The sequence below is a fragment of the Pseudohalioglobus sediminis genome, assembly GCF_008370495.1.
Classification (GTDB): Bacteria; Pseudomonadota; Gammaproteobacteria; order Pseudomonadales; family Halieaceae; genus Halioglobus.
On the sequence record NZ_VTUX01000002.1, the window covers coordinates 368,343 to 386,842 of the forward strand.

The window sequence follows — 18,500 nt, forward strand, 5'->3', positions numbered from 1 at the left end:
GGTTTATTCGGGTTCGCTGCCGGAAGGTTCAGGCTAACGGGTCAGCGCGAGGACCAGCGCCCGCAAACGCGCCGCGTTGACCGGCTTGGCCAGGAAACGGAAGCCCACTGCCTTGGCCCGATCCTTGATCACGTCACTGTCGTCGGCGCTGATAATCACGCAGGGAATCTCGCTGCCGCTCAGCTTCCGGGCTTCAACAACCGCGTTCACGCCCGTGTCACCCTCGTCGAGATGATAGTCTGCGAGCACGATATCAGGGCGCGTGCCATTGCCCAGGCGCTGCAGCAACTGGGCGCGGCTGGATACCCCTTCAGCCTCTGCACCCATGGTCATCAGCAACTGCTGCATACCGTCGAGAATCAGGGGATCGTTGTCCAGACAGAGAATGCGCAGGCCCTCCAGGTCACGGGCGGTGCTGACGGCCTGCTCGCCCCTGCCCTGCGCCTGCCGCTGGCCGTAGGTCACAGTGATTGAAAACAGCGTGCCGCGTCCCTGGACAGAGCGCAACTTGATGGGATGGCCAAGCAATTCAGCGTAACGGGAAACGATAGCCAGGCCGAGGCCGAGACCCTCCTCACCCTTGGTGACCTGGTTCTGCAGGCGCTCAAATTCCTGGAACACTTTGACCTGGTCCGCCTCGGCGATACCGGGGCCGGTATCCCACACCTGGATTTCCGCACCGTCGGCTCGCCGTCGCACCCCCAGCAGCACCCGGCCCTCGGCAGTGTACTTGATCGCATTTGAAAGGAAATTCTGCAGGATGCGTGTGACCAGGGACTGGTCTGAATACAGCCACAAAGAACTGTTCTGCATGATCAGGGACAGGTTCTTCAGGGTGCTCATTGGCTGGAACTCGCGATGCAGGGCCTCAAACACATCCGCCAATGGGAAGTGGCTGCGCCTTGGCAGCTGCCGACCGGAATCGAGGCGCGATATCTCCCGCAGTTCGGCGATCAGTTGCTCGGCACGGTGCAGCGAACTATCGATCTGGTCGACAATACGCCGTGTGTCGGCATCGACGCCCTCGCCCAGCTTTGGTTTCAGCGCGGCGGTGAACAGTCGCGCCGCGTTGATCGGTTGCAGCAGATCGTGGCTGGTCGCGGACATGAACCGGGTTTTACTCTGGTGCGCATCCCTCAGGCTCGATTCGACCTGGGCACGCAGGCGGTTCTCCTGCCGCAGCCTGGCATTGGTCTCGCTCAGGGTTTGTGTGTCGCTGGCTACTTTCTGTTCGAGCTCCAGCTTGGTCTCTTCCAACTGTGCCAGCACTTCGCGATAGTCGGTAATGTCGATGTAGGTGGTGACAAAGCCACCGTGAGGTAAGGGATTACCGCGAATGTCGACCACCTTGCCGTCCGGCATCACTCGCTCAAGGCGATGGGGACTGCCTTCCCGCAGCCACTGCAGCCGTCGTTGCACCTCTTCCTCAACCGGGCGATCGCCGCTGCCGAGGATGCCGCGCTCTGCATTGAAGCGGTAAACGCGTTCAATGGGACAACCGACATAGAGAAAGCGCTCCGGATAGTGGAACAGGGACTCGTACTGCTTGTTCCACGCCACCAGGCGCAGTTCCTTGTCGACCACAGAGACGCCCTGTAACAGGCTCTCGACGGTGGTCTGCAACAGCTCGCGATTGAAGGTGTGCAGACGACTTGCGTCTGTCACCATGCCGGCAAGATCGCTGAACTCCAGCTGCTGGCTGCGCTCCAGTTGTTCCATGGCCTGGTGTGCCGAGGTGGCACCAATTATTCTCGCCAGCGCCGACTCCACCTGGTTGACAACAAACACGGGCGCGCGGTCGCCGGGGAGCAGGCGCTGCTGGTAGGTTTCCTCGAAACGCCGCCAGGTGGCATCGAACTCCTCCGCTTCCATAAACGGCGGCAACAGGGCCTGTAGCTGGCTGATGCGGATCAGGCTCAATTCAAAATCCCGGTCCTCATCGCTGGGGGTATTGCTCGCTTCCTCGATGAAGAGGCGCGCCTGCCGCTCATCAGCACGGGACGGCCGCAATAACAGCGACAGGGACACCAGGGCCATGACGTTGCCGCACAGGCTCCAGATGGTGGCATAACTCAGGCGTGACTCGCCACTGATGCCCAGCAGCTGCGTCGGACGCAACCAATCAAAGCCGAAAAGGCCCTCGGTGAGTAAGGAGGCGCCAGCCGGCAACACCGCAGGGAGAACGGCGCAATAGAACCACAGCGCCAGGCCGACAACCAGGCCTGCAATCACACCTACACCATGTGCACGACGCCAGTACAGACCGGCCAGCAACGCCGGCGCCAATTGCGCGGCGGCGAGGAAGGAAATAAAGCCAATCTGCGCCAGCCAGGGGATATCCATGATCAACTGCGTGACCAGCCACGCGCAAAACAGTATCACGGCAATGGTTATCTGTCGGATCCGCCGCAAGCTATCGCCCAGCTTGAGCACCGCTGCAGGCGACTGTGCGCTGGCGCGCAGCACAATAGGCGCAACGACCTCGTTGGTGATCATGATGGCCAGGCTCACCGTGGCCACGATAACCATACCCGTCGCCGCGGAAATCCCACCGATAAATGCGGCGACGGTCACCCAGGAGGCATCCAGTGAAACGGGCAGCAGCTGCACGTAGACATCGGGACTGATGTTATCGGCAACCACAAAGACACTGGCGCCTGCCAGGCTGATGGGTACCACCATGAACATGAACAGGGCCAGGTAGGCAGGAAACATCCAGCGGGCTATGCGCGTATCCGTGCCGGGTTGGGCCTCCACCACCATCACGTGAAACTGTCGCGGCAGGCACAGTACTGCCAGGGCACTGATCAGTGTACGGGCGATAAAGTCTGCCGAGATCGTCACCTCGCCCAGCGCCTGTGAACCGTGATCCTGCGCCGCGCCATCCGGCAGGTCGATGAGGTAGCCCAGGGCCAGCACTGCCACGGCGGCGAAGGCCACCAGCTTGACCACGGATTCCACCGCAATGGCCGCCATCATGCCCTGGTGACGCTCGCGGCCATCGAGCCGTCGCGCACCGAAGAGGATGGTGAATACCGCCAGGATGATCGCCACCAGCAGGGCAGTATCGCCACCCATTGCCTCCACCTCCTCCATGGTGATGCTGCCGCCGACAATTGCCCAGGCCTGTGCCAGTGCCTTGAACTGCAGGGCGATATAGGGAAGCACGGCCGCTGCCGCAACCAGGGTCACCAGTACGGCGAGGGACTGGCGTTTACCGTAGCGGGCGCCAATGTAATCGGCGATAGAAGTCACGCGGTGGCGCGCGCCGACAGTCAGCATGCGCTCGATGATGGGCCAGCCAAACACAAACATCAGAATGGGGCCGAGATATATCGGCGCGTGGCTCCAGGCCGATTCGGTGGCACTGCCAACAGCACCGTAGAAGGTCCATGAACTGCAGTAGACGGCCAGTGAGAGCGCGTAGAAGGTGCCTCGCCAGGCCGGCGAACCGAAGTAGCGTCGAACGACGCCCTGCTTCTCTGTGGCCTGCCGGTCTGCATACCAGGCCACGGCAAACAGGATACAGATATATAGCAGCGCCAGGCTGAGCAGGTTCGATGGGGTCAGCATCTATATGAATTTTGTTATGTAGGTGTGCGCAGCATATCATGGCAGCTGGGCATGGACACCGCCGCATCGGGGGTGATTGGCGTGACCCCATCCATTTCCACTACTATTGGTACTCGACCCACATTCAGGCACCCCGCGAGGCTTTTCGTGCTGTTTATAAAGCGAATAGAAATCCTGACCTTGGCACTGTTGCTGCTCAGCCCCGGCGCCCTGGCCAGTCGCAAGACGGACATCATCAATATGTACAACGGCGACAGGATCACCGGGGAGATCGTCACCCTGTACGGCGGTATACTTAAAGTGAAAACGGATGCCATGGGGACCCTGAACATCGAGTGGCCGGAAGTGGCCTCCTTGACCAGCGAGTACCACTATGAACTGCGGCTGAGCAACGGCGAGCGGCTCTACGGCTCGTTTGACGAGAGCGCCCGCCCCGGCCAGATCGACCTGGTCACCCTGTTCGGAAAACAAGACATCGAATGGCTGGAGGTGGTGGAAATCCGGGCGATAGAGGACGACTTTCTCGAGCGACTCGACCTGTATCTATCCACTACCTTCTCTTACACCCGGGCCAGCAATATCGGCCAGGTTTCCCTCAACACCGACATCAGCTACGAGAACGAGGACTCGCGCAATCGCCTGACCGGGCGCACCGATATTGTGGACTCCAACGAGGAACGCAGCCAGAGCACGCGCTTCGATGTCAGCCGCGCCACCTGGCGCGGTGATCGCGCCGACGCCTTCCGCGCGCTCTTTGCCAACTACGAGGATAACGACGAGCTCGGGCTCAACCGGCGGATTGGCGTGGGCGCCGGGATCGGCCGTTACTTCGTGGACACACACAGAAGCCGGTTGAATGGCGTTGCCGGACTGCAGCTTATCAGCGAACGTTTCGCTGGCGAGGAAGACAACCAGGACGTGGAACTGATCCTGACCACGTCTTTTGCAACCTGGAAATTCACCACACCGGAACTGGATATCGACCTCAGTTTCAGCCTGTACCCCAGCCTGACCGATTCCGGCCGCGTGCGCAGCGACGGTAACCTGCGCATCCGCTGGGAACTGGTCAGCGACCTGTACTGGGACATCACCGCCTGGGTGACCACAGACAACCAGGCGGAGAACGACAATACGGTTGACTACGCGATCACCACTGGCGTGGGCTGGACTTACTGATGATCCTGAACCGGCGTCAGGCGTCTTCGCGGTAGACATGCACATCGCGCTGCGGGAACGGTATGGAAACCCCTTCCCTGTCGAAGCGCATTTTGACTTCTCGGGTGATGTCCCAGTATACGTCCCAGTAGTCCTCTGTTTTCACCCAGGGCCTGACCACGAAATTGACCGAGGAATCGGCCAGCTCATGCACCTTGATCATGGTCTCGGGTTTCTCCAGCACCTTGTCATGCCCGGTCACCACGTCCTGCAGTATCTGCTCAGCGGTGGGGATATCGTCGCCATAACCGATACCAAACACCAGGTCTACGCGACGCACTTTCTGCGCGGTCACGTTCTTGATGACATCGCCCCATATCTTGCTGTTGGGCACCACCAGTGTCTGGTTGTCGAATGTGGTAATGGTTGTCGAGACCAGGCTCATCTTTTTCACCAGGCCTGACGCGCCGGCGACCTCGACGTAGTCGTCCACATCGTAAGGTCTGTAGGCGAGAATCATGCCTCCCGCAGCGAAGTTGGACAGCGTATCCTGCAGCGCGAAACCCACCACAAAGCCGGCGACACCGAGACCGGCGAGCATGGGCCCGAGGGAAATCCCGACCTGTGCCAGGCCAATCAGAATACCTACCACCATCACCACGCTACCGCAGACAGACACCAGCACCTCCTTCAGCAAGGTGGATATATCCGTCCCCGGTCGCTCACATGCAGACCTGACGGCTCGCTTCACCAACCTGGCGAGAGCGCGGAATACCAGTACAATTACGGCAAAGAGCAGCAGGTTCAGCAGGAAATCCGGTGCATTTGCCGCCAGTGACTCCTTAAGTGCTGTCCAGCTGTCATCGAGCAGGCTGCCCAGTGCCCCGGTTTCCAGGGTGGCGATCGACAGGCCCTGGCCCTGTTCAAGCAGTACCGCACGGTACGCGACCGGGTCGTCCCCGAGCCGTTCCAGCAGGCCGACCGTGCTTTCCAGATTGCCCATATCGATTGACTGGGCGCGAAGCAGTTCGTCCACGGCAGCGTTCAGGTCGGTATTATCCGCGGCGTCTGACTTGCGTTGCTGAAGTATTTTCAGTGCCGCGCCATTGGCATCGATACGACCCGCCAGTGTTTCTGCCTGCTGGTAGAGCTGCGGCAGCAGGCGCTCGCGCAGGCCCGTCTCCGACTGCCCAAGTTTCTGTCGATACTCCACCAGGTCCATCAGGGCTTCATAGTAGCGGAACCACGATGACTGCAGGCTCTGCAGGTGTGCCTCGGTGGCGATCTGTGCCGCACCGCTCTGCTCCGCATACGCCGTCCGCAGGCTCTCTATGCGCTTTTCCAATTCCTCGATGCGCCGCAACAGGACTTCCTCTCCCGCCTGCAGGTATGCGGCCAGGCTCGCCGCAACTGACTCCCTGCCGGGGTCATCTTCAGGCAACTGGGTCACCGCGGATACCAGCTTGCCCATATCCTTCACCAGGTGCAGGTTGCGCTGATCCCGCCGGTATACCAGCGCCTCACGATCAAGCGCGCCGGCAGCTGCAATCTGTGCATCAAGCCGGCCCAACTCCTGTATATCTCTCTCGATTGCCTCGGTCATCCCGGGTATGGCGGCCTCGCGGCCTGGCTCAGGCTCATTTGCCAGCACCGGGATGGCAAGGCAGCTCAAGACGAAGAAAACCGGCACAACAAACAAGCGGGGAAGAACGGGCACAGTGAAAATCCGGACTGGGAAGTTGCCACGATTCTAAGGGATTTCATCAACGATGGCACCAAAAGGCGAGGCGACGCCGTGCTAGACTTTATCGCCATCACAGCATCGCAAAGAGAGGGAACGGGCATGGGTAGGCGAGTCCACGAGGAGAACAATTTTATCTTTTTCACCCTGGCGCTCCTGCTCCTCCTGCTGACCAGCGCCATCGTCGCTTCAGTTGCTGACGGCCGGGGAATGATGGTGGTTGAGGGCGTTATCCTGGTCACCCAGGTCGTCGCTTACATGAGCCTGCATTTCGGCAGGCGGTGGCGTGTATTTGTCGTGGTAACGCTGCTGCTGATCGCGCTGGCAAACAGCGTACATCGCGCCACGGACTGGCCGGGAGCCGCGCCGATCACCTTGACCCTGACCCTGGCATTTTTCGTCGGTGTCGCCTTTATGGTGGCGAGACGGGTACTGTTCCCGGGGCACGTCAACGCCAACATTGTGGTCGGCGCACTGGCAATCTACATGCTCCTGGGCCTGATCTGGGCCACACTGTACCTGCTGGTACTTGAAGTGTTCCCGCAGGCCATCAACGGCATGGAGCACATCTACTGGGCGGACAATTTCTCCAATGCGCTGTATTTCAGTTACATCACCATGACTTCGGTCGGTTACGGTGAGATCACCCCTGCCATGCCTATTAGCCGAACACTGGCCTATCTGCAGGCGATGATAGGCTCTTTCTACATGGCGGTTGTGGTCGCCAGTCTGGTCGGCGCGCACCGGCTATGGCGAAAGTCGGGGCCTGACTAGAGCCATGGCATGAATAGTTGGCCGATGCGAGATTTTCCTGACCCGGAGGCCCGGCCTGCCTTTACTCCGGGCTCGAGGCAACTGATATTGTTGCGCGTACGGCCGGCGATATGACCGACCCAATAGACATAAAAAATGAACGGACAATATGGGAACCAACGTCCCCATGGATGTTCGTCCGCAAGTGAGGTGCCCGATGCAACAGACTGTTTCCTTTCGCAAGACAATACTCGCCACTGCCCTGGCAGCTGCGACCGCGCCCTCGCTAGCGCAGCAGCTCGCGTTGGAGGAGGTTATTGTCACTGCCACCAAGCGTGCCGCGACGGTGCAGGATATCGCCGCCACGGTGAACGTGGTAACCGGTGAAGACGTGGACCGCTTCAGTGCCTTTACCTTCAGTGACCTGGAAGACCAGACCGCTGGATTATCATTGGGCACGCCAAATGCGCGCACCTCTACCCTCGCCCTGCGTGGTGTCTCGGTGGACCCTGAATCGGGCGCGGCGGCTACCGTTGATACCTACTGGAACGACATGGTGATCGCCGCCGATGTCGCCTTCAGTGAACTGTATGACCTGGAACGTGTAGAGGTCCTGCGCGGGCCGCAGGGAACCCTGCAGGCGCGCACCTCCCCCGGTGGCGCGATCAACATCATTACCCGCAAACCCGACCTGACCGAAGCCAGCGGCTATGTGCAACTGACTGCGGGCGATGCCGACGTGCTCAACGGCCAGGTCGCCTGGGGCGGGCCCATCGTGGAAAACGTATTTGGCCTGCGGGTCGCGGCAGTCTACGACGAGGATGATATCGGGGGCGCAGAGAACGCCGTCACCGGCACCGATGCGAACCGCGATGCCACTTCGGCGCGCTTGAGCGGCCTGTGGCAGATCACCGACGACTTGTCCGCAGACTTCGCTTACCAGTATTTTGATCGTGACTACGAAAGCCCCGCCGCGGTTGCCGGGGTCGACAAGCTCGGGGAAAGGCCCTCCCTGAAGCCGGCGGACCGCACCGCACTGGGCAGGACAGACAACCCCGGTGACTTTTCCTTCGATCTTTACAACCTCACGCTGAACTGGGCCATCGGTGAAAACCTGGAGGTCACGTCAATCACCTCCTACTACACCACTGACAAGGAAAATAACGAACAGCGCGACCGCGCCGCCTACTTCGAGGACCCGCAGGCGAATTCCACACAAACCTCGGTCACCGAATACGAGGACCTGATGCAGGAAGTGCGCCTGGCTTCCCTGAACAATGATTTCTGGGACTGGATGCTCGGTGTTTACTACCAGGATCGCAAAACCGACACTACCTTCTTCACCAATACACCGGTCGCGGCTCTGGGGGCAGTAATCAGCCTGGGTTCGAACGGCGAGATTCCAGTGGCCTCCAAGCAGTGGAGCGTGTTTACTGCCAACAGCCTGTTCCTGACCGATGACTTGACCCTCGAGTTTGGCCTGCGTTACACCGACTATGAGAATTCGCGCCGCGCTGACCTGTTCTACGGTGGCCTCACCTACGTTGCCGAGGGCTCCAACCCCACAGGCGTGTCGATCATTGATGCGGGAGCCGGCTCACGTTTCCCCTACGAGGCCATCCCGGAAGATGAGGTCGACAGTGACGAGAACGCGGTGACCGGCTCCCTGACCCTGCGCTGGGACTGGACCGACGACACGGCGCTGTACACCAACTACAACCGCGGTTACCGCCCCAGTGGTATATCCATCAACCCGGACCCGAACCTGCGCCTGTTCCCGGATTTCCCCAATGACGTCAAGCACGACGAGGAAACCAGCGATTCCATTGAACTGGGCTTCAAGAGCCGGCTAATGGACGGGCAGGCGTCGCTGAACGGCGCGCTCTACTACCAGAAATATGACGGCTACCTCGGCTTCGTGCGCAGCCTGCAACTGGCTGACCCGGATACGGGTAACGTGCAGGCGGAATTGCCCGGCGGCATTATCTACAACGGCGATGCTGTGGTCTGGGGTGCCGAGTTGGAGGGCCAGCTCCGGCTCACGGAAACCTGGATAATGGGTGGTGCCCTGTCTTACGTGAACGCGACCTGGGACGGTGCTGAAGCACCCTGCAACGAACGCGAACCCGGCGAAGTGTTTGGCACCTGTGACGTGGATGGGGACAATATCGGTGGCGAGCCAGAGTGGTCTGCGAGCCTCAATACGGAGTACTACTTCCCGCTGCAGTCCACTGAAATTTACCTTCGCGGCCTGTACAAGTACACGGGCGAACGGGACAACACTGACGCTTCCGCCGGCATTGGCGAGGTACTGGACGAATTTGAGGCCTATCACCTGCTCAACGGTTACGTCGGCTGGCGCAGCAGTGAGCAGACCTGGGATGTGTCGCTATGGGCGAAAAACCTGCTGGATGAAGACGAAATCATCTACCAGCGCGGCCCGGACCAGTTCGATATCGCGATCTCCGGTGGGTCCTACACCCAGCCCAATGTGCTGGCCGAGCGTTCTTACGGCATCACCGCACGCTACAACTTCTAGGGTATCGCCAGGCCGGAGGGGCGGCTGACGCCGTCCCTTCGCGCGCGGCGGGCAATCGACGCCGCCTTCCTGCCAGCGTTCGCGCAACGATGCAGCCGCAATGAACCTGGCAAACAACAATCGAAGCCACAGCCGCTGAGCCCGCCTAGCGAATAGTGGAAATGCCCACCGCGTCACGAACCGAGCGCATCAGCGGCGCGCTGTATTCGCGCGCGCGCTCGGCGCCCTTTTGCAGCTCGTTTTCAATATACCCGGGATCTTCCATCAGCTGGTCGTAACGCTCACGCGCCTCCGCCAACTCACTGTTCACCAGTTCGAACAGCTGTTTCTTGGCTTCGCCCCAGGCTATGCCATTGGCGAATTCCTCGCGCATACGCGCGGTCTCGCTCTCGTCGGCAAAGGCGGCCCACATCTGGAACACGGTGGAGGTATCCGGGTCCTTGGGCTCACCGGGTTCAAGCAGATTGGTCTTGATCTTGTTGATGTGCTTGCGCAAGGGCTTTTCGGCGAGGAACAACGGTATGGTGTTGTTATAGCTCTTGGACATCTTGCGGCCATCGAGCCCCTGCAGCACAGCGACGCTGTCATCCACCACCGCCTCCGGCAGGGTAAAGACATCGCGGAAGTTATGGTTGAAGCGCGCCGCGATATCCCTTGCCATCTCCACGTGCTGTATCTGGTCACGCCCGACGGGAATACGATGTGCATTGAACATGAGTATGTCGGCCGCCATCAGCACCGGGTAGCTGAACAGGCCCATGGTGATCGCGTGATCGGGGTCCTCTCCAGCCTCTTCATTGGCCTGCACGGCAGCTTTGTAGGCATGCGCGCGATTCATCAGCCCCTTGGCCGCGTTGCAGTTCAGGATCCAGGTCAGTTCCGGGATCTCCGGAATATCGGACTGCCGGTAAAACAGCGCCTTGTCAGTATCCAGGCCTAACGCCAGCCACGTTGCCGCGATTTCCTTGGTCGACTGCCGCACCATGTCGGGGTCATGGCACTTGATCAGCGCATGGTAGTCGGCGAGGAAGAAAAATGAATCCAGTGTCTCATCGCGAGAAGCCGCAATTGCCGGGCGGATAGCGCCCACGTAATTACCCAGGTGCGGTGTGCCTGTGGTGGTGATCCCGGTGAGTACCCGTTGCTTTGCCATAGTGTTTTTTCTGGTCTGGGAAAAGCCGCCAATCATACCAGCTTGGCTAGCGGTTGCTATCCTGCAGGGCGCGGATCGTGCGTTCGTATCTGCCAGACAGCACCTGCGGAAAATATGCGGACAGGTCCGGTGGCGGTGGCAGCGCCTTTCCGAAAGCGCAGATCAGCTCGGCAGCGGCAGCAGCCTCGCTGGCCGGCGTTTGTGGACTGGATGGATAACGATACAGCGGGTCATAGATTTCGCGGTAGACCAGGCGGTCGGGCACCACCGGGACGCAGCCGCATTGCACTGCCCGCATCAGCGCCAGGCCCTGGAACTCGTGCAGGGCCGTGGACAACGCCACATTGGCCCACTGCATCAGTTCGGTATAGCGGGCCTCGCTGTCGACGTAACCGAACTGCACCAGTCGGTGGGAGAATTCTCGCTCGATCTCTGCGAACACTGGCGGCGAGCGCCTGAATTGCTGTCCGGTCACCGCGACCTCGAAGTCCTCCTGTGCCGCTTCGAGATTGTGCAGAATCCGCAGCAGCCCCTCGCCGCCCTTGTCGTGTTCGAAGCGGGCGCTCCACAACAGGCGTATTCCTGCACGCCGGTCAGGCGTGGCAGCGCCCTGCCCCGCGCGCGGTTCGGCCGGCATCAGCGGCACCGGCAATATGCATGACTTGTCACGCAGTGACGTCACCACTCCCGCTGGCACCCGATCCGGTAAGCGCGCCAGCAGTGCGTCACAGCCATCCAGGAACGTGTCGCGATTGAACCGCGAATTAAAGGCGATGGTATCCGCAGCCAGCGCGCCATACAGACTCACCATCTGCGCTTCCAGCAGGCTGTGCTGCTGTTTGTCCTGCGGATAGGCGAACTGGTTTTCGTGAAAATACAGCAGCGCCGGGATCTCCCCCAGGGCGGGCACCAGCCCGCGCAGCGTGGCCAGGTCGGACATCGAGGTAGCGATCAACAGATCATGGGGCGCCTGCAACAGTTCGCGCTCGGCGATACTCCAGTACAGCGGGTTACCCCGCACCCGCCAACTGAAGTAGCGTGGCGGTAATTCCAGCACGGTCCACGACCAGCGGGGGAACATCTGCTGCAGGGCTGCCTGCCAGTAGCGGTGGCTCTGTGCGGCGTAGGCTGACAGCAGCAATACCCGCATCCGCTGCTCAGGCCGCGCCGAGATTGCCCGGGTAATTGTAGAATCGTGCCAGCAGGCGGGCCAGATCATGCGCATCGGCACTACCGGCGAGTTCACGCACCGAATGCATGGCGAAGGTGGGCACACCGATATCCAGCGTCTTGACCCCTACCTCACCCGCCGTGATCGGCCCGATGGTGCTGCCGCAGGCCATATCCGTGCGCACTACAAAGGACTGCAGCGATACCCCCTCCTCTGCGGCCAACATACGAAACAGACCGCTGGTCTCGCTGTTCGAGGCGTAGCGCTGATTGGCATTGATTTTCAGCACCGGCCCACGATTGAGCAATGGACCGTGGTTGGCGTCGTGGCGGTCGGCATAGTTGGGGTGAATGCCGTGGGCATTGTCTGCGGACACCATCATGGAGCGTTCGGTCAACGCCGCATATCCGGTCTGGCTGTTTGCAATGCGCTTCAGCGTGGCAGACAGGAACGGGCCGTTGGCGCCAGCGGCGGACAGGGAGCCCACTTCTTCATGATCATTGCACACCAGCAGGACACTTGTGGCGCCGTCCCAGCGCTGCAAAGCCTGCAACCCGGTATAACAGCTCAACAGGTTGTCCAGGCGCGCAGCGGCGACAAAATCGCCGCGCAAACCGACCACGGCCGGACGCTGGGTATCGTACAGGCACAGCTCGTAATCCAGCACCCTGTCTGCAGCACACCCGGGATGCTCCTCGCACAGCCGCTCCAGTAGCAGCTGGCGGAAGTCCAGCACTTCCTCACCCTGCAACTGGCACAGCAGCGGCACGATGTCTTTCTGGGGATTGATCGAGCGGCTTTTGTTGGCCTCGCGATCAAGGTGTATCGCCAGGCTGGGAATAACGGCAATCGGGTCGCGAAAATCGATCAGCGCGGTACGCAGCACGCCGTCCCGACACTGGTAACTGAGGCGACCGGCAATGGACAGGTCGCGATCGTACCAGGGGTTGAGTAAGGCGCCGCCATATACTTCCACGCCCAATTGCATATAGCCCTGTTGGCGCACTTCGGGCACTGGCTTCACCATCAGGCAGGGGCTGTCAGTGTGTGCGCCCACCATGCGCATACCTCGTTCCGGCGCTGCATCCCGGCCCATGCCAAAGGCGATCAGCGAACTGCCATTGCGGGTGAGATAGTAGCGGCCGCCGGGCTCCAGTGCCCACTCGGCGTCCTCGTGCAGTCGTTGGTAACCCGATGCGTCCAGGCGCTGCACCATCTCTGACACGGCGTGGAAAGGCGTGGTAGCGCGACTTATGAACTCACACAGGCCCTGGTTGAACTGTTCGCGTTCTGACATCACTCATTTCCCTCTGCGGCATGGCCGCCCATGGACCGCATGCGGGCGAACAGGCTGGATGTGTCCCAGCGCCCTCCACCCATCGACTGCACATCGGCATAGTAGGTATCCACCAGTTCAGTCACCGGCAGGGACAATTGCAGTTCTTCTGCCTGTTCCAGCACCATGCCAAGGTCCTTGCGCATCCAGTCAACGGCGAAGCCGTGATCGTATTCCCCGGCCAGCATGGTCTGGTAGCGATTTACCATCTGCCAGGACTGGGCCGCACCCTGTGAAATCACCTCGATCACCGCAGCCGTGTCCAGCCCGGCACGCTCGGAGAACTCCAGGCCCTCGGCCAGGCCCTGCACGATTCCTGCGATACAGATCTGGTTGACCATCTTGGCCAATTGTCCACTGCCAGCGGGACCCAGCAGACGTACACAACGTGCGTAGGATTCCAGGACGGGCTGCACTCGCGTAAACACGTCTGCATCTCCGCCTACCATGATGGTCAGGGCGCCGTTTTCGGCGCCGGCCTGGCCACCCGATACCGGCGCGTCGAGAAAGCCCAGCCCCTGCGCCCGCGTGGTTTCTGCCAACTCACGAGCCAAACCAGCCGATGCGGTGGTGTGATCGACAACCACTCCGCCGGCACGCATACCGGCAATAACGCCGTCGTCGCCCAGCATCACACTGCGCACGTCGTCGTCATTGCCCACGCAAAGGCAAACAATATCCGCAGCACTCGCGGCCTGTCCCGGGGTGCTCGCACGGGCACCACCGTATTCTTCAACCCAACTTGCCGCCTTGTCGGCGCTGCGGTTGTAGACCGTGACCTCGTGACCGGCGCGTTGTAAATGTCCCGCCATGGGATATCCCATCACGCCAAGCCCGATGAAAGCCAGTTTCATTGCATCACTCCCTGTTCAAGCCAGCCAGAAAAAGTACAGTACGCCCGCCAGCGCGATCCGGTAATAAACAAACGGCATCATACCCACCCGATCCAGCAGGCGCAGGAACACGGCGATGCACAGATAAGCGGTGACACCGGATATGGCCGCGGCCACCAGCATCAGCGCCCAGTCCACCGCTGCGGCACCTGCGGCCAGTTGCGCTCCCTTGAGCAGGCCGGCGCCCGTTATAACCGGTATCGACAACAGGAACGAAAAGCGCGCGGCGTCCTGTCGACTCATATTGAGCAGTAAGGCAGCGGTGATGGTCGCACCCGAGCGCGACACCCCCGGCACCGGCGCCATCGCCTGGGCGAGACCGATCAGCATCGCGACCTTGAAATCCAGCGTACGTTTTCCCGGTTTGCGTGCCGCATGGCGATCAGCAAAGCCCAGCAACAGCCCGAAGACCAGTGTGGTGGTCGCAATAACCGGCAAGTTGCGTGCCTGCGCTTCAATAAAGTCGCCCTGGAAAAAGCCCATCAAACCGGCTGGCACCGACGCCAGGAGCAGATACCAGACCATACGGCTTTGCGCTGTCGCAGGACTACCCCTCAGTGAAGCGGCCCAGGCCGTGACGATGTCCAGCAGGTCACGCCGGTAGTAGACGATGACCGCCGCCAGCGTACCCACATGCACGGCAACATCAAAGGCCAGGCCCTGGTCAGGCCAGTTTAATACCAGTGAGGGGATCACCAGGTGGGCAGAACTGGAGATCGGCAGAAACTCTGTCAGCCCCTGCACAATAGCCAGTGCCACAGCCTGGAACCAATCTATCACTTGCGTTTTCCCTGCTCTGGAATCTTCTTCCAGTTGATCTCGTCACGCACATAAACGGGTTGCACATCACGGGCAAGTTGAGTCTCTCCCCTGGCCGCACTGTGTCGGGCCAGAGGCACCAGATCCCGGGCCTCGGGCAACAGATCAGGCGCCACAACACCCAGGGCCTGTCGCACGTTTGCCGGCATATGCTCGAGAAAGCGGCAGCCACTGCCTATGCCAACTGCGGCCACTATGGCATCGGGTAACGTTACCTGCTTGGGCGAACATGCCAGTGCCTGCGTCAACGGTACAGCCAGCCCTTTTTCAAACTGGTACCAGGCATAGTAAATCTCGTTGATACGCGCATCGATGGCACTGAACACGAACTGGCCGGGAGCGGCCAGCCCGAGACGCAAAGCCGTTTGTGCCTGCGCCGCCAGCGTGGACACCGGTATTGCGGGCAGTGCTGCGCTGTAGGCCAGCCCCTGCACCGCACTGGAGGCAATGCGCAGACCAGTGAAAGAACCCGGGCCGGCCCCGTAGGCTATGGCATCTACGCCATGGCGCTGCAGGCCGCCGCCGGGGAGCAGCTCTTCCAGCATCGCCAGCAGCCGCTGGCTGTGCTGCCTCGGCGTAATCTCGTGCCGCTGTTCGACAACATCGCCACGTGCCAGGGCGAGCGAACAGGCCTCTGTCGCTGTCTCGATAGCGAGAATGGTTTTCATGGCGATCGTGATCGGCCCCGGTAGTGCGTGCTAAGCTGCGATTATCCCACAGCCGCCTGCAGGTAAGAACCGTTGCGAGTCCGTTTTGTCGATAGATAGGCCAAACCTTCACGGCATCGAGGCGCTGGTACTGGCGGGCGGCGCAGGCCGGCGCGTCGGCGGCCAGGACAAGGGCCTGCTACCCTGGCATGGCAGGCCACTGATTGAACACGTTATTGAACGGATAAGCCCCCAGGTCTGTTCCCTGCACATCAGTTGTAACCGCAATCGACATGTCTATGCCCGACATGCGCCGTTGACACCGCCGGACCTGCGCCAGGATTACCAGGGACCACTCGCCGGACTGGAAGCGGCACAAGCTGTTTTACACCATGCACGCGTGCTACTGGTACCTTGCGACACCCCCCGCCTGCCACAGGATCTCGCCGCCAGGCTGTTGAGCAAGCTGGAAAGCGTTCCCGACGCGCAGGTCTGTTATGCCAGTACAGGGGATAAGGCCCACTACCTGTGTGCCCTGTTGCGCCGGGAAGCCCTGACCTCACTCACTGCCTTTCTCGATAGCGGTGAACGTGCCGTACACCGGTGGTTTGCGCAAATGGGCGCAGTGGCGGTGAGTTTTGACGACCAGCGCGAGTGTTTCCTCAATATTAACGCCATGGAAACGCCCGCTACAGGCCAGACGACAGCCACCTGATTGGGGAGCAAAAAAAACCCGCAGTCGTAAACAACTGCGGGCTGTTTCTGGCACTGGTGTTCAGCGCCTGCTGGATGCTACTTCTTTGCGGCGGCCTTCTTTTTGGGAGCTGCCTTTTTCCTGGCTACGGCCTTTTTCTTTGGCGCCGCCTTTTTCTTGGCTGCAGCTTTTTTCTTGGGTGCGGCTTTTTTCTTGGCGGCGGCCTTCTTCTTGGGCGCGGCCTTTTTCTTGGCGCTTGCCTTCTTCTTGGCCGGCTTGCCTCCACTTACCATGGATTCGATTTTCTTGGCCGCAGCGCGTGCTTTAGCCTCTGCTTTCTTTTCCGCTGCCTTGGCTTTGGCCATTGCCTTCTTCTCTGCGGCAGCTATCTGCTTGGCCAGGCGCTTCTCCAATGCGGCCAGTTTTTTCTTGTCTTGCTTGGCCCGCTTCTTCATCCAGGACTCGGCATGCTTTGCCATTGCCTTGGCTTTATCCATTTCCGCTTTGGCAGCCAACTCGGCCTTGTGCGCGAGCTTTTTCTCCTCAGCTGCCATCTTGACGGCCTTCAACCTGGCAGCTTCAGCGACCTCGGCTGCACGATGTTTTGCGTCGGCCACTTTTTCACGCATTGCCTTGATGCGGGCCGAACTCTTAGCCGAAGCGTTTTGCGCTGCCTTCACTGCACGCTTGTTAGCTGCCGTGGCATTCTTGGCAGCCTGTTTACGCGCGGCTTCCAGTTTCTTGCGAGCGCTTTGCAATGCTTTCTTTTCAGAATCCACCGCTTTTTGCAGCTTGGCCAAAGCCTCGTTAGCTCGTTTCACAGCGGGTGAAACCGTCGTCTTGCTGGCGGCGGCTTTCTTCTTCGCAGGTGCCTTTTTACGCGCAGTAGACGCCTTCTTTGCAGGTGTTTTCTTTTTTGCCTGTGCCATTACGCTCGTCTCCGAAATAGTTTGTCAGGTAACGCAACTCAAAAATAGCAACATTAAACCGGGCTTACAACAACTCCCGTGCAGAAAATCCTCGCGAAAACAGGAATTTAACGCTGTTTTGACAGCTTTGCCTGTTGTCTGGCGCAAGTTGCGACGGTCAGTGGAACAAGAAACAGTGCTTTGGCCGCATCACCGATTACTCTGCTGCCACAGAAAAAACGCTACATTCGCTGATGATTCCCGACACCCTGCTTACTGCAACGCTTTTTCCAGATACGCCGATACGCGAATGTGAACGTCGTTTTCTGGCCGACGTGTGAACTGCGCCACGGACATGCAGATACAAAAAAGGGGAGCAAAAGCTCCCCTCTCGGAATGCCCGAACGGGCTACTCTTCCAACTCGGCGAATACCGCGTCGCGAATCTCTTCAACGCCGCCCACACCGGCCACACGATGATAGGCGGGTGCGTCGTCGCCCACCATATTCTGGTAGAAATCAATCAGCGGACTGGTTTGTGAATGATACACCTCAAGGCGCTTGCGCACCGTCTCTTCCTGGTCATCGTCGCGTTGTACAAGCGGCTCACCGGTAACGTCGTCCACGCCTTCCTGCTGCGGCGGATTGTAACGAACGTGGTAAACACGCCCCGATCCCGGATGCACGCGCCGGCCACTGAGCCGCGCCACGATCTCATCGTCTTCCACGGCAATCTCTACAACATGATCAATCGCCACGCCGGCCTCTACCATGGCCTGTGCCTGGGGGATTGTGCGCGGGAAACCATCAAACAGGAAACCCCGACTGCAGTCATCCTCGGTAATACGCTCTTTGACCAGCCCGATGATGATGTCATCGGAAACCAGGCCACCCGCGTCCATGACTTCTTTCGCCTGCAAACCGAGCTCTGTCTGTGCCTTCACTGCGGCGCGCAGCATGTCACCGGTCGATATTTGCGGAATGTCGTACTTTTCGGTGATGAATTGGGCCTGGGTGCCCTTACCTGCGCCCGGGGCGCCCAACAGTATCAATCGCATAAGCGAACTACCTCGATCTTCTGGTTTGCGGCTAAACCGCGTAAAAGAGTGGTTCTGGGAT

Annotated in this window: 14 protein-coding genes; 4 read left to right on the forward strand and 10 right to left on the reverse strand. The window is 60.1% G+C overall.

Features of this window, described 5'->3' with window-relative positions; genetic code table 11:
- Positions 1 to 33: 33 nt before the first annotated feature.
- Entirely contained in the window at positions 34 to 3,573 is a 3,540-nt protein-coding gene (locus F0M18_RS05660; RefSeq protein WP_149610435.1) for a hybrid sensor histidine kinase/response regulator, read from the reverse strand.
- A 51-nt stretch (positions 3,574 to 3,624) separates the two neighbouring features.
- Between F0M18_RS05660 and F0M18_RS05665 the strand changes: the two genes are divergently transcribed.
- The gene (locus F0M18_RS05665; protein ID WP_149610436.1) at positions 3,625 to 4,749 is read left to right on the forward strand and encodes a DUF481 domain-containing protein; all 1,125 of its coding nucleotides are present in this window, start codon (positions 3,625 to 3,627) and stop codon (positions 4,747 to 4,749) included.
- Positions 4,750 to 4,765: 16 nt separating this feature from the next.
- Here F0M18_RS05665 and F0M18_RS05670 read toward each other — a convergent pair whose 3' ends face one another.
- Positions 4,766 to 6,445 (reverse strand): mechanosensitive ion channel family protein, encoded by a 1,680-nt coding sequence (locus F0M18_RS05670; protein ID WP_223177911.1) that lies wholly within the window; start codon positions 6,443 to 6,445, stop codon positions 4,766 to 4,768.
- A gap of 126 nt (positions 6,446 to 6,571) precedes the next feature.
- Between F0M18_RS05670 and F0M18_RS05675 the strand changes: the two genes are divergently transcribed.
- Both F0M18_RS05675 and F0M18_RS05680 read left to right on the forward strand, forming a co-directional pair.
- Positions 6,572 to 7,243 (forward strand): potassium channel family protein, encoded by a 672-nt coding sequence (locus F0M18_RS05675; protein WP_149610437.1) that lies wholly within the window; start codon positions 6,572 to 6,574, stop codon positions 7,241 to 7,243.
- A 196-nt stretch (positions 7,244 to 7,439) separates the two neighbouring features.
- A complete protein-coding gene (locus F0M18_RS05680; RefSeq protein WP_149610438.1) occupies positions 7,440 to 9,761 on the forward strand; it encodes a TonB-dependent receptor in 2,322 nt (773 codons plus the stop codon).
- Between the two features lie 145 nt (positions 9,762 to 9,906).
- Here F0M18_RS05680 and F0M18_RS05685 read toward each other — a convergent pair whose 3' ends face one another.
- The 6 genes from F0M18_RS05685 to tsaB are packed head-to-tail and all read right to left on the reverse strand — an operon-like array spanning position 9,907 to position 15,801.
- Positions 9,907 to 10,914 (reverse strand): tryptophan--tRNA ligase, encoded by a 1,008-nt coding sequence (locus F0M18_RS05685; RefSeq protein ID WP_149610439.1) that lies wholly within the window; start codon positions 10,912 to 10,914, stop codon positions 9,907 to 9,909.
- Between the two features lie 46 nt (positions 10,915 to 10,960).
- Complete coding sequence (locus F0M18_RS05690) at positions 10,961 to 12,055, reverse strand: tRNA-queuosine alpha-mannosyltransferase domain-containing protein (RefSeq protein WP_188109606.1); 1,095 nt, start codon at positions 12,053 to 12,055, stop codon at positions 10,961 to 10,963.
- Between the two features lie 16 nt (positions 12,056 to 12,071).
- Positions 12,072 to 13,382, reverse strand: coding sequence for a M18 family aminopeptidase (locus tag F0M18_RS05695; protein ID WP_149610441.1), 1,311 nt, complete (start codon positions 13,380 to 13,382; stop codon positions 12,072 to 12,074).
- Positions 13,382 to 14,275 carry an NAD(P)-dependent oxidoreductase gene (locus tag F0M18_RS05700; RefSeq protein WP_149610442.1) on the reverse strand — a complete coding sequence of 298 codons (894 nt, stop codon included), beginning with the start codon at positions 14,273 to 14,275 and terminating at the stop codon, positions 13,382 to 13,384. The genes F0M18_RS05695 and F0M18_RS05700 overlap by 1 nt, the downstream gene beginning before the upstream one ends.
- Before the next feature lie 15 nt (positions 14,276 to 14,290).
- The gene (locus tag F0M18_RS05705; RefSeq protein ID WP_149610626.1) at positions 14,291 to 15,091 is read right to left on the reverse strand and encodes an undecaprenyl-diphosphate phosphatase; all 801 of its coding nucleotides are present in this window, start codon (positions 15,089 to 15,091) and stop codon (positions 14,291 to 14,293) included.
- Positions 15,091 to 15,801 (reverse strand): tRNA (adenosine(37)-N6)-threonylcarbamoyltransferase complex dimerization subunit type 1 TsaB, encoded by a 711-nt coding sequence (gene tsaB, locus F0M18_RS05710; RefSeq protein ID WP_149610443.1) that lies wholly within the window; start codon positions 15,799 to 15,801, stop codon positions 15,091 to 15,093. The genes F0M18_RS05705 and tsaB overlap by 1 nt, the downstream gene beginning before the upstream one ends.
- An 85-nt stretch (positions 15,802 to 15,886) precedes the next feature.
- On the opposite strand from tsaB, the gene mobA reads away from it, so the two are divergent.
- A complete protein-coding gene (gene mobA, locus F0M18_RS05715; RefSeq protein ID WP_188109607.1) occupies positions 15,887 to 16,495 on the forward strand; it encodes a molybdenum cofactor guanylyltransferase MobA in 609 nt (202 codons plus the stop codon).
- Positions 16,496 to 16,572: 77 nt separating this feature from the next.
- On the opposite strand, the gene F0M18_RS05720 is transcribed toward mobA, so the two are convergent.
- On the reverse strand, positions 16,573 to 17,403 hold the full coding sequence (locus tag F0M18_RS05720) for a hypothetical protein (RefSeq protein ID WP_149610445.1): 831 nt from the start codon (positions 17,401 to 17,403) through the stop codon (positions 16,573 to 16,575).
- A gap of 388 nt (positions 17,404 to 17,791) precedes the next feature.
- Positions 17,792 to 18,439 (reverse strand): adenylate kinase, encoded by a 648-nt coding sequence (adk, locus tag F0M18_RS05725; RefSeq protein ID WP_149610446.1) that lies wholly within the window; start codon positions 18,437 to 18,439, stop codon positions 17,792 to 17,794.
- Between the last annotated feature and the right edge of the window lie 61 nt (positions 18,440 to 18,500).

What these genes read in the sequence shown, in the direction of transcription:
- F0M18_RS05675 (WP_149610437.1), top strand. Translation starts at nt 6,572, where the DNA reads ATGGGTAGGCGAGTCCACGAGGAGAACAATTTTATCTTTTTCACCCTG.
- F0M18_RS05665 (WP_149610436.1), top strand. Translation starts at nt 3,625, where the DNA reads ATGGACACCGCCGCATCGGGGGTGATTGGCGTGACCCCATCCATTTCC.
- F0M18_RS05695 (WP_149610441.1), bottom strand. Translation starts at nt 13,382, where the DNA reads ATGTCAGAACGCGAACAGTTCAACCAGGGCCTGTGTGAGTTCATAAGT.
- F0M18_RS05660 (WP_149610435.1), bottom strand. Translation starts at nt 3,573, where the DNA reads ATGCTGACCCCATCGAACCTGCTCAGCCTGGCGCTGCTATATATCTGT.
- F0M18_RS05700 (WP_149610442.1), bottom strand. Translation starts at nt 14,275, where the DNA reads ATGAAACTGGCTTTCATCGGGCTTGGCGTGATGGGATATCCCATGGCG.
- tsaB (WP_149610443.1), bottom strand. Translation starts at nt 15,801, where the DNA reads ATGAAAACCATTCTCGCTATCGAGACAGCGACAGAGGCCTGTTCGCTC.
- F0M18_RS05685 (WP_149610439.1), bottom strand. Translation starts at nt 10,914, where the DNA reads ATGGCAAAGCAACGGGTACTCACCGGGATCACCACCACAGGCACACCG.
- F0M18_RS05680 (WP_149610438.1), top strand. Translation starts at nt 7,440, where the DNA reads ATGCAACAGACTGTTTCCTTTCGCAAGACAATACTCGCCACTGCCCTG.
- F0M18_RS05720 (WP_149610445.1), bottom strand. Translation starts at nt 17,403, where the DNA reads ATGGCACAGGCAAAAAAGAAAACACCTGCAAAGAAGGCGTCTACTGCG.
- adk (WP_149610446.1), bottom strand. Translation starts at nt 18,439, where the DNA reads ATGCGATTGATACTGTTGGGCGCCCCGGGCGCAGGTAAGGGCACCCAG.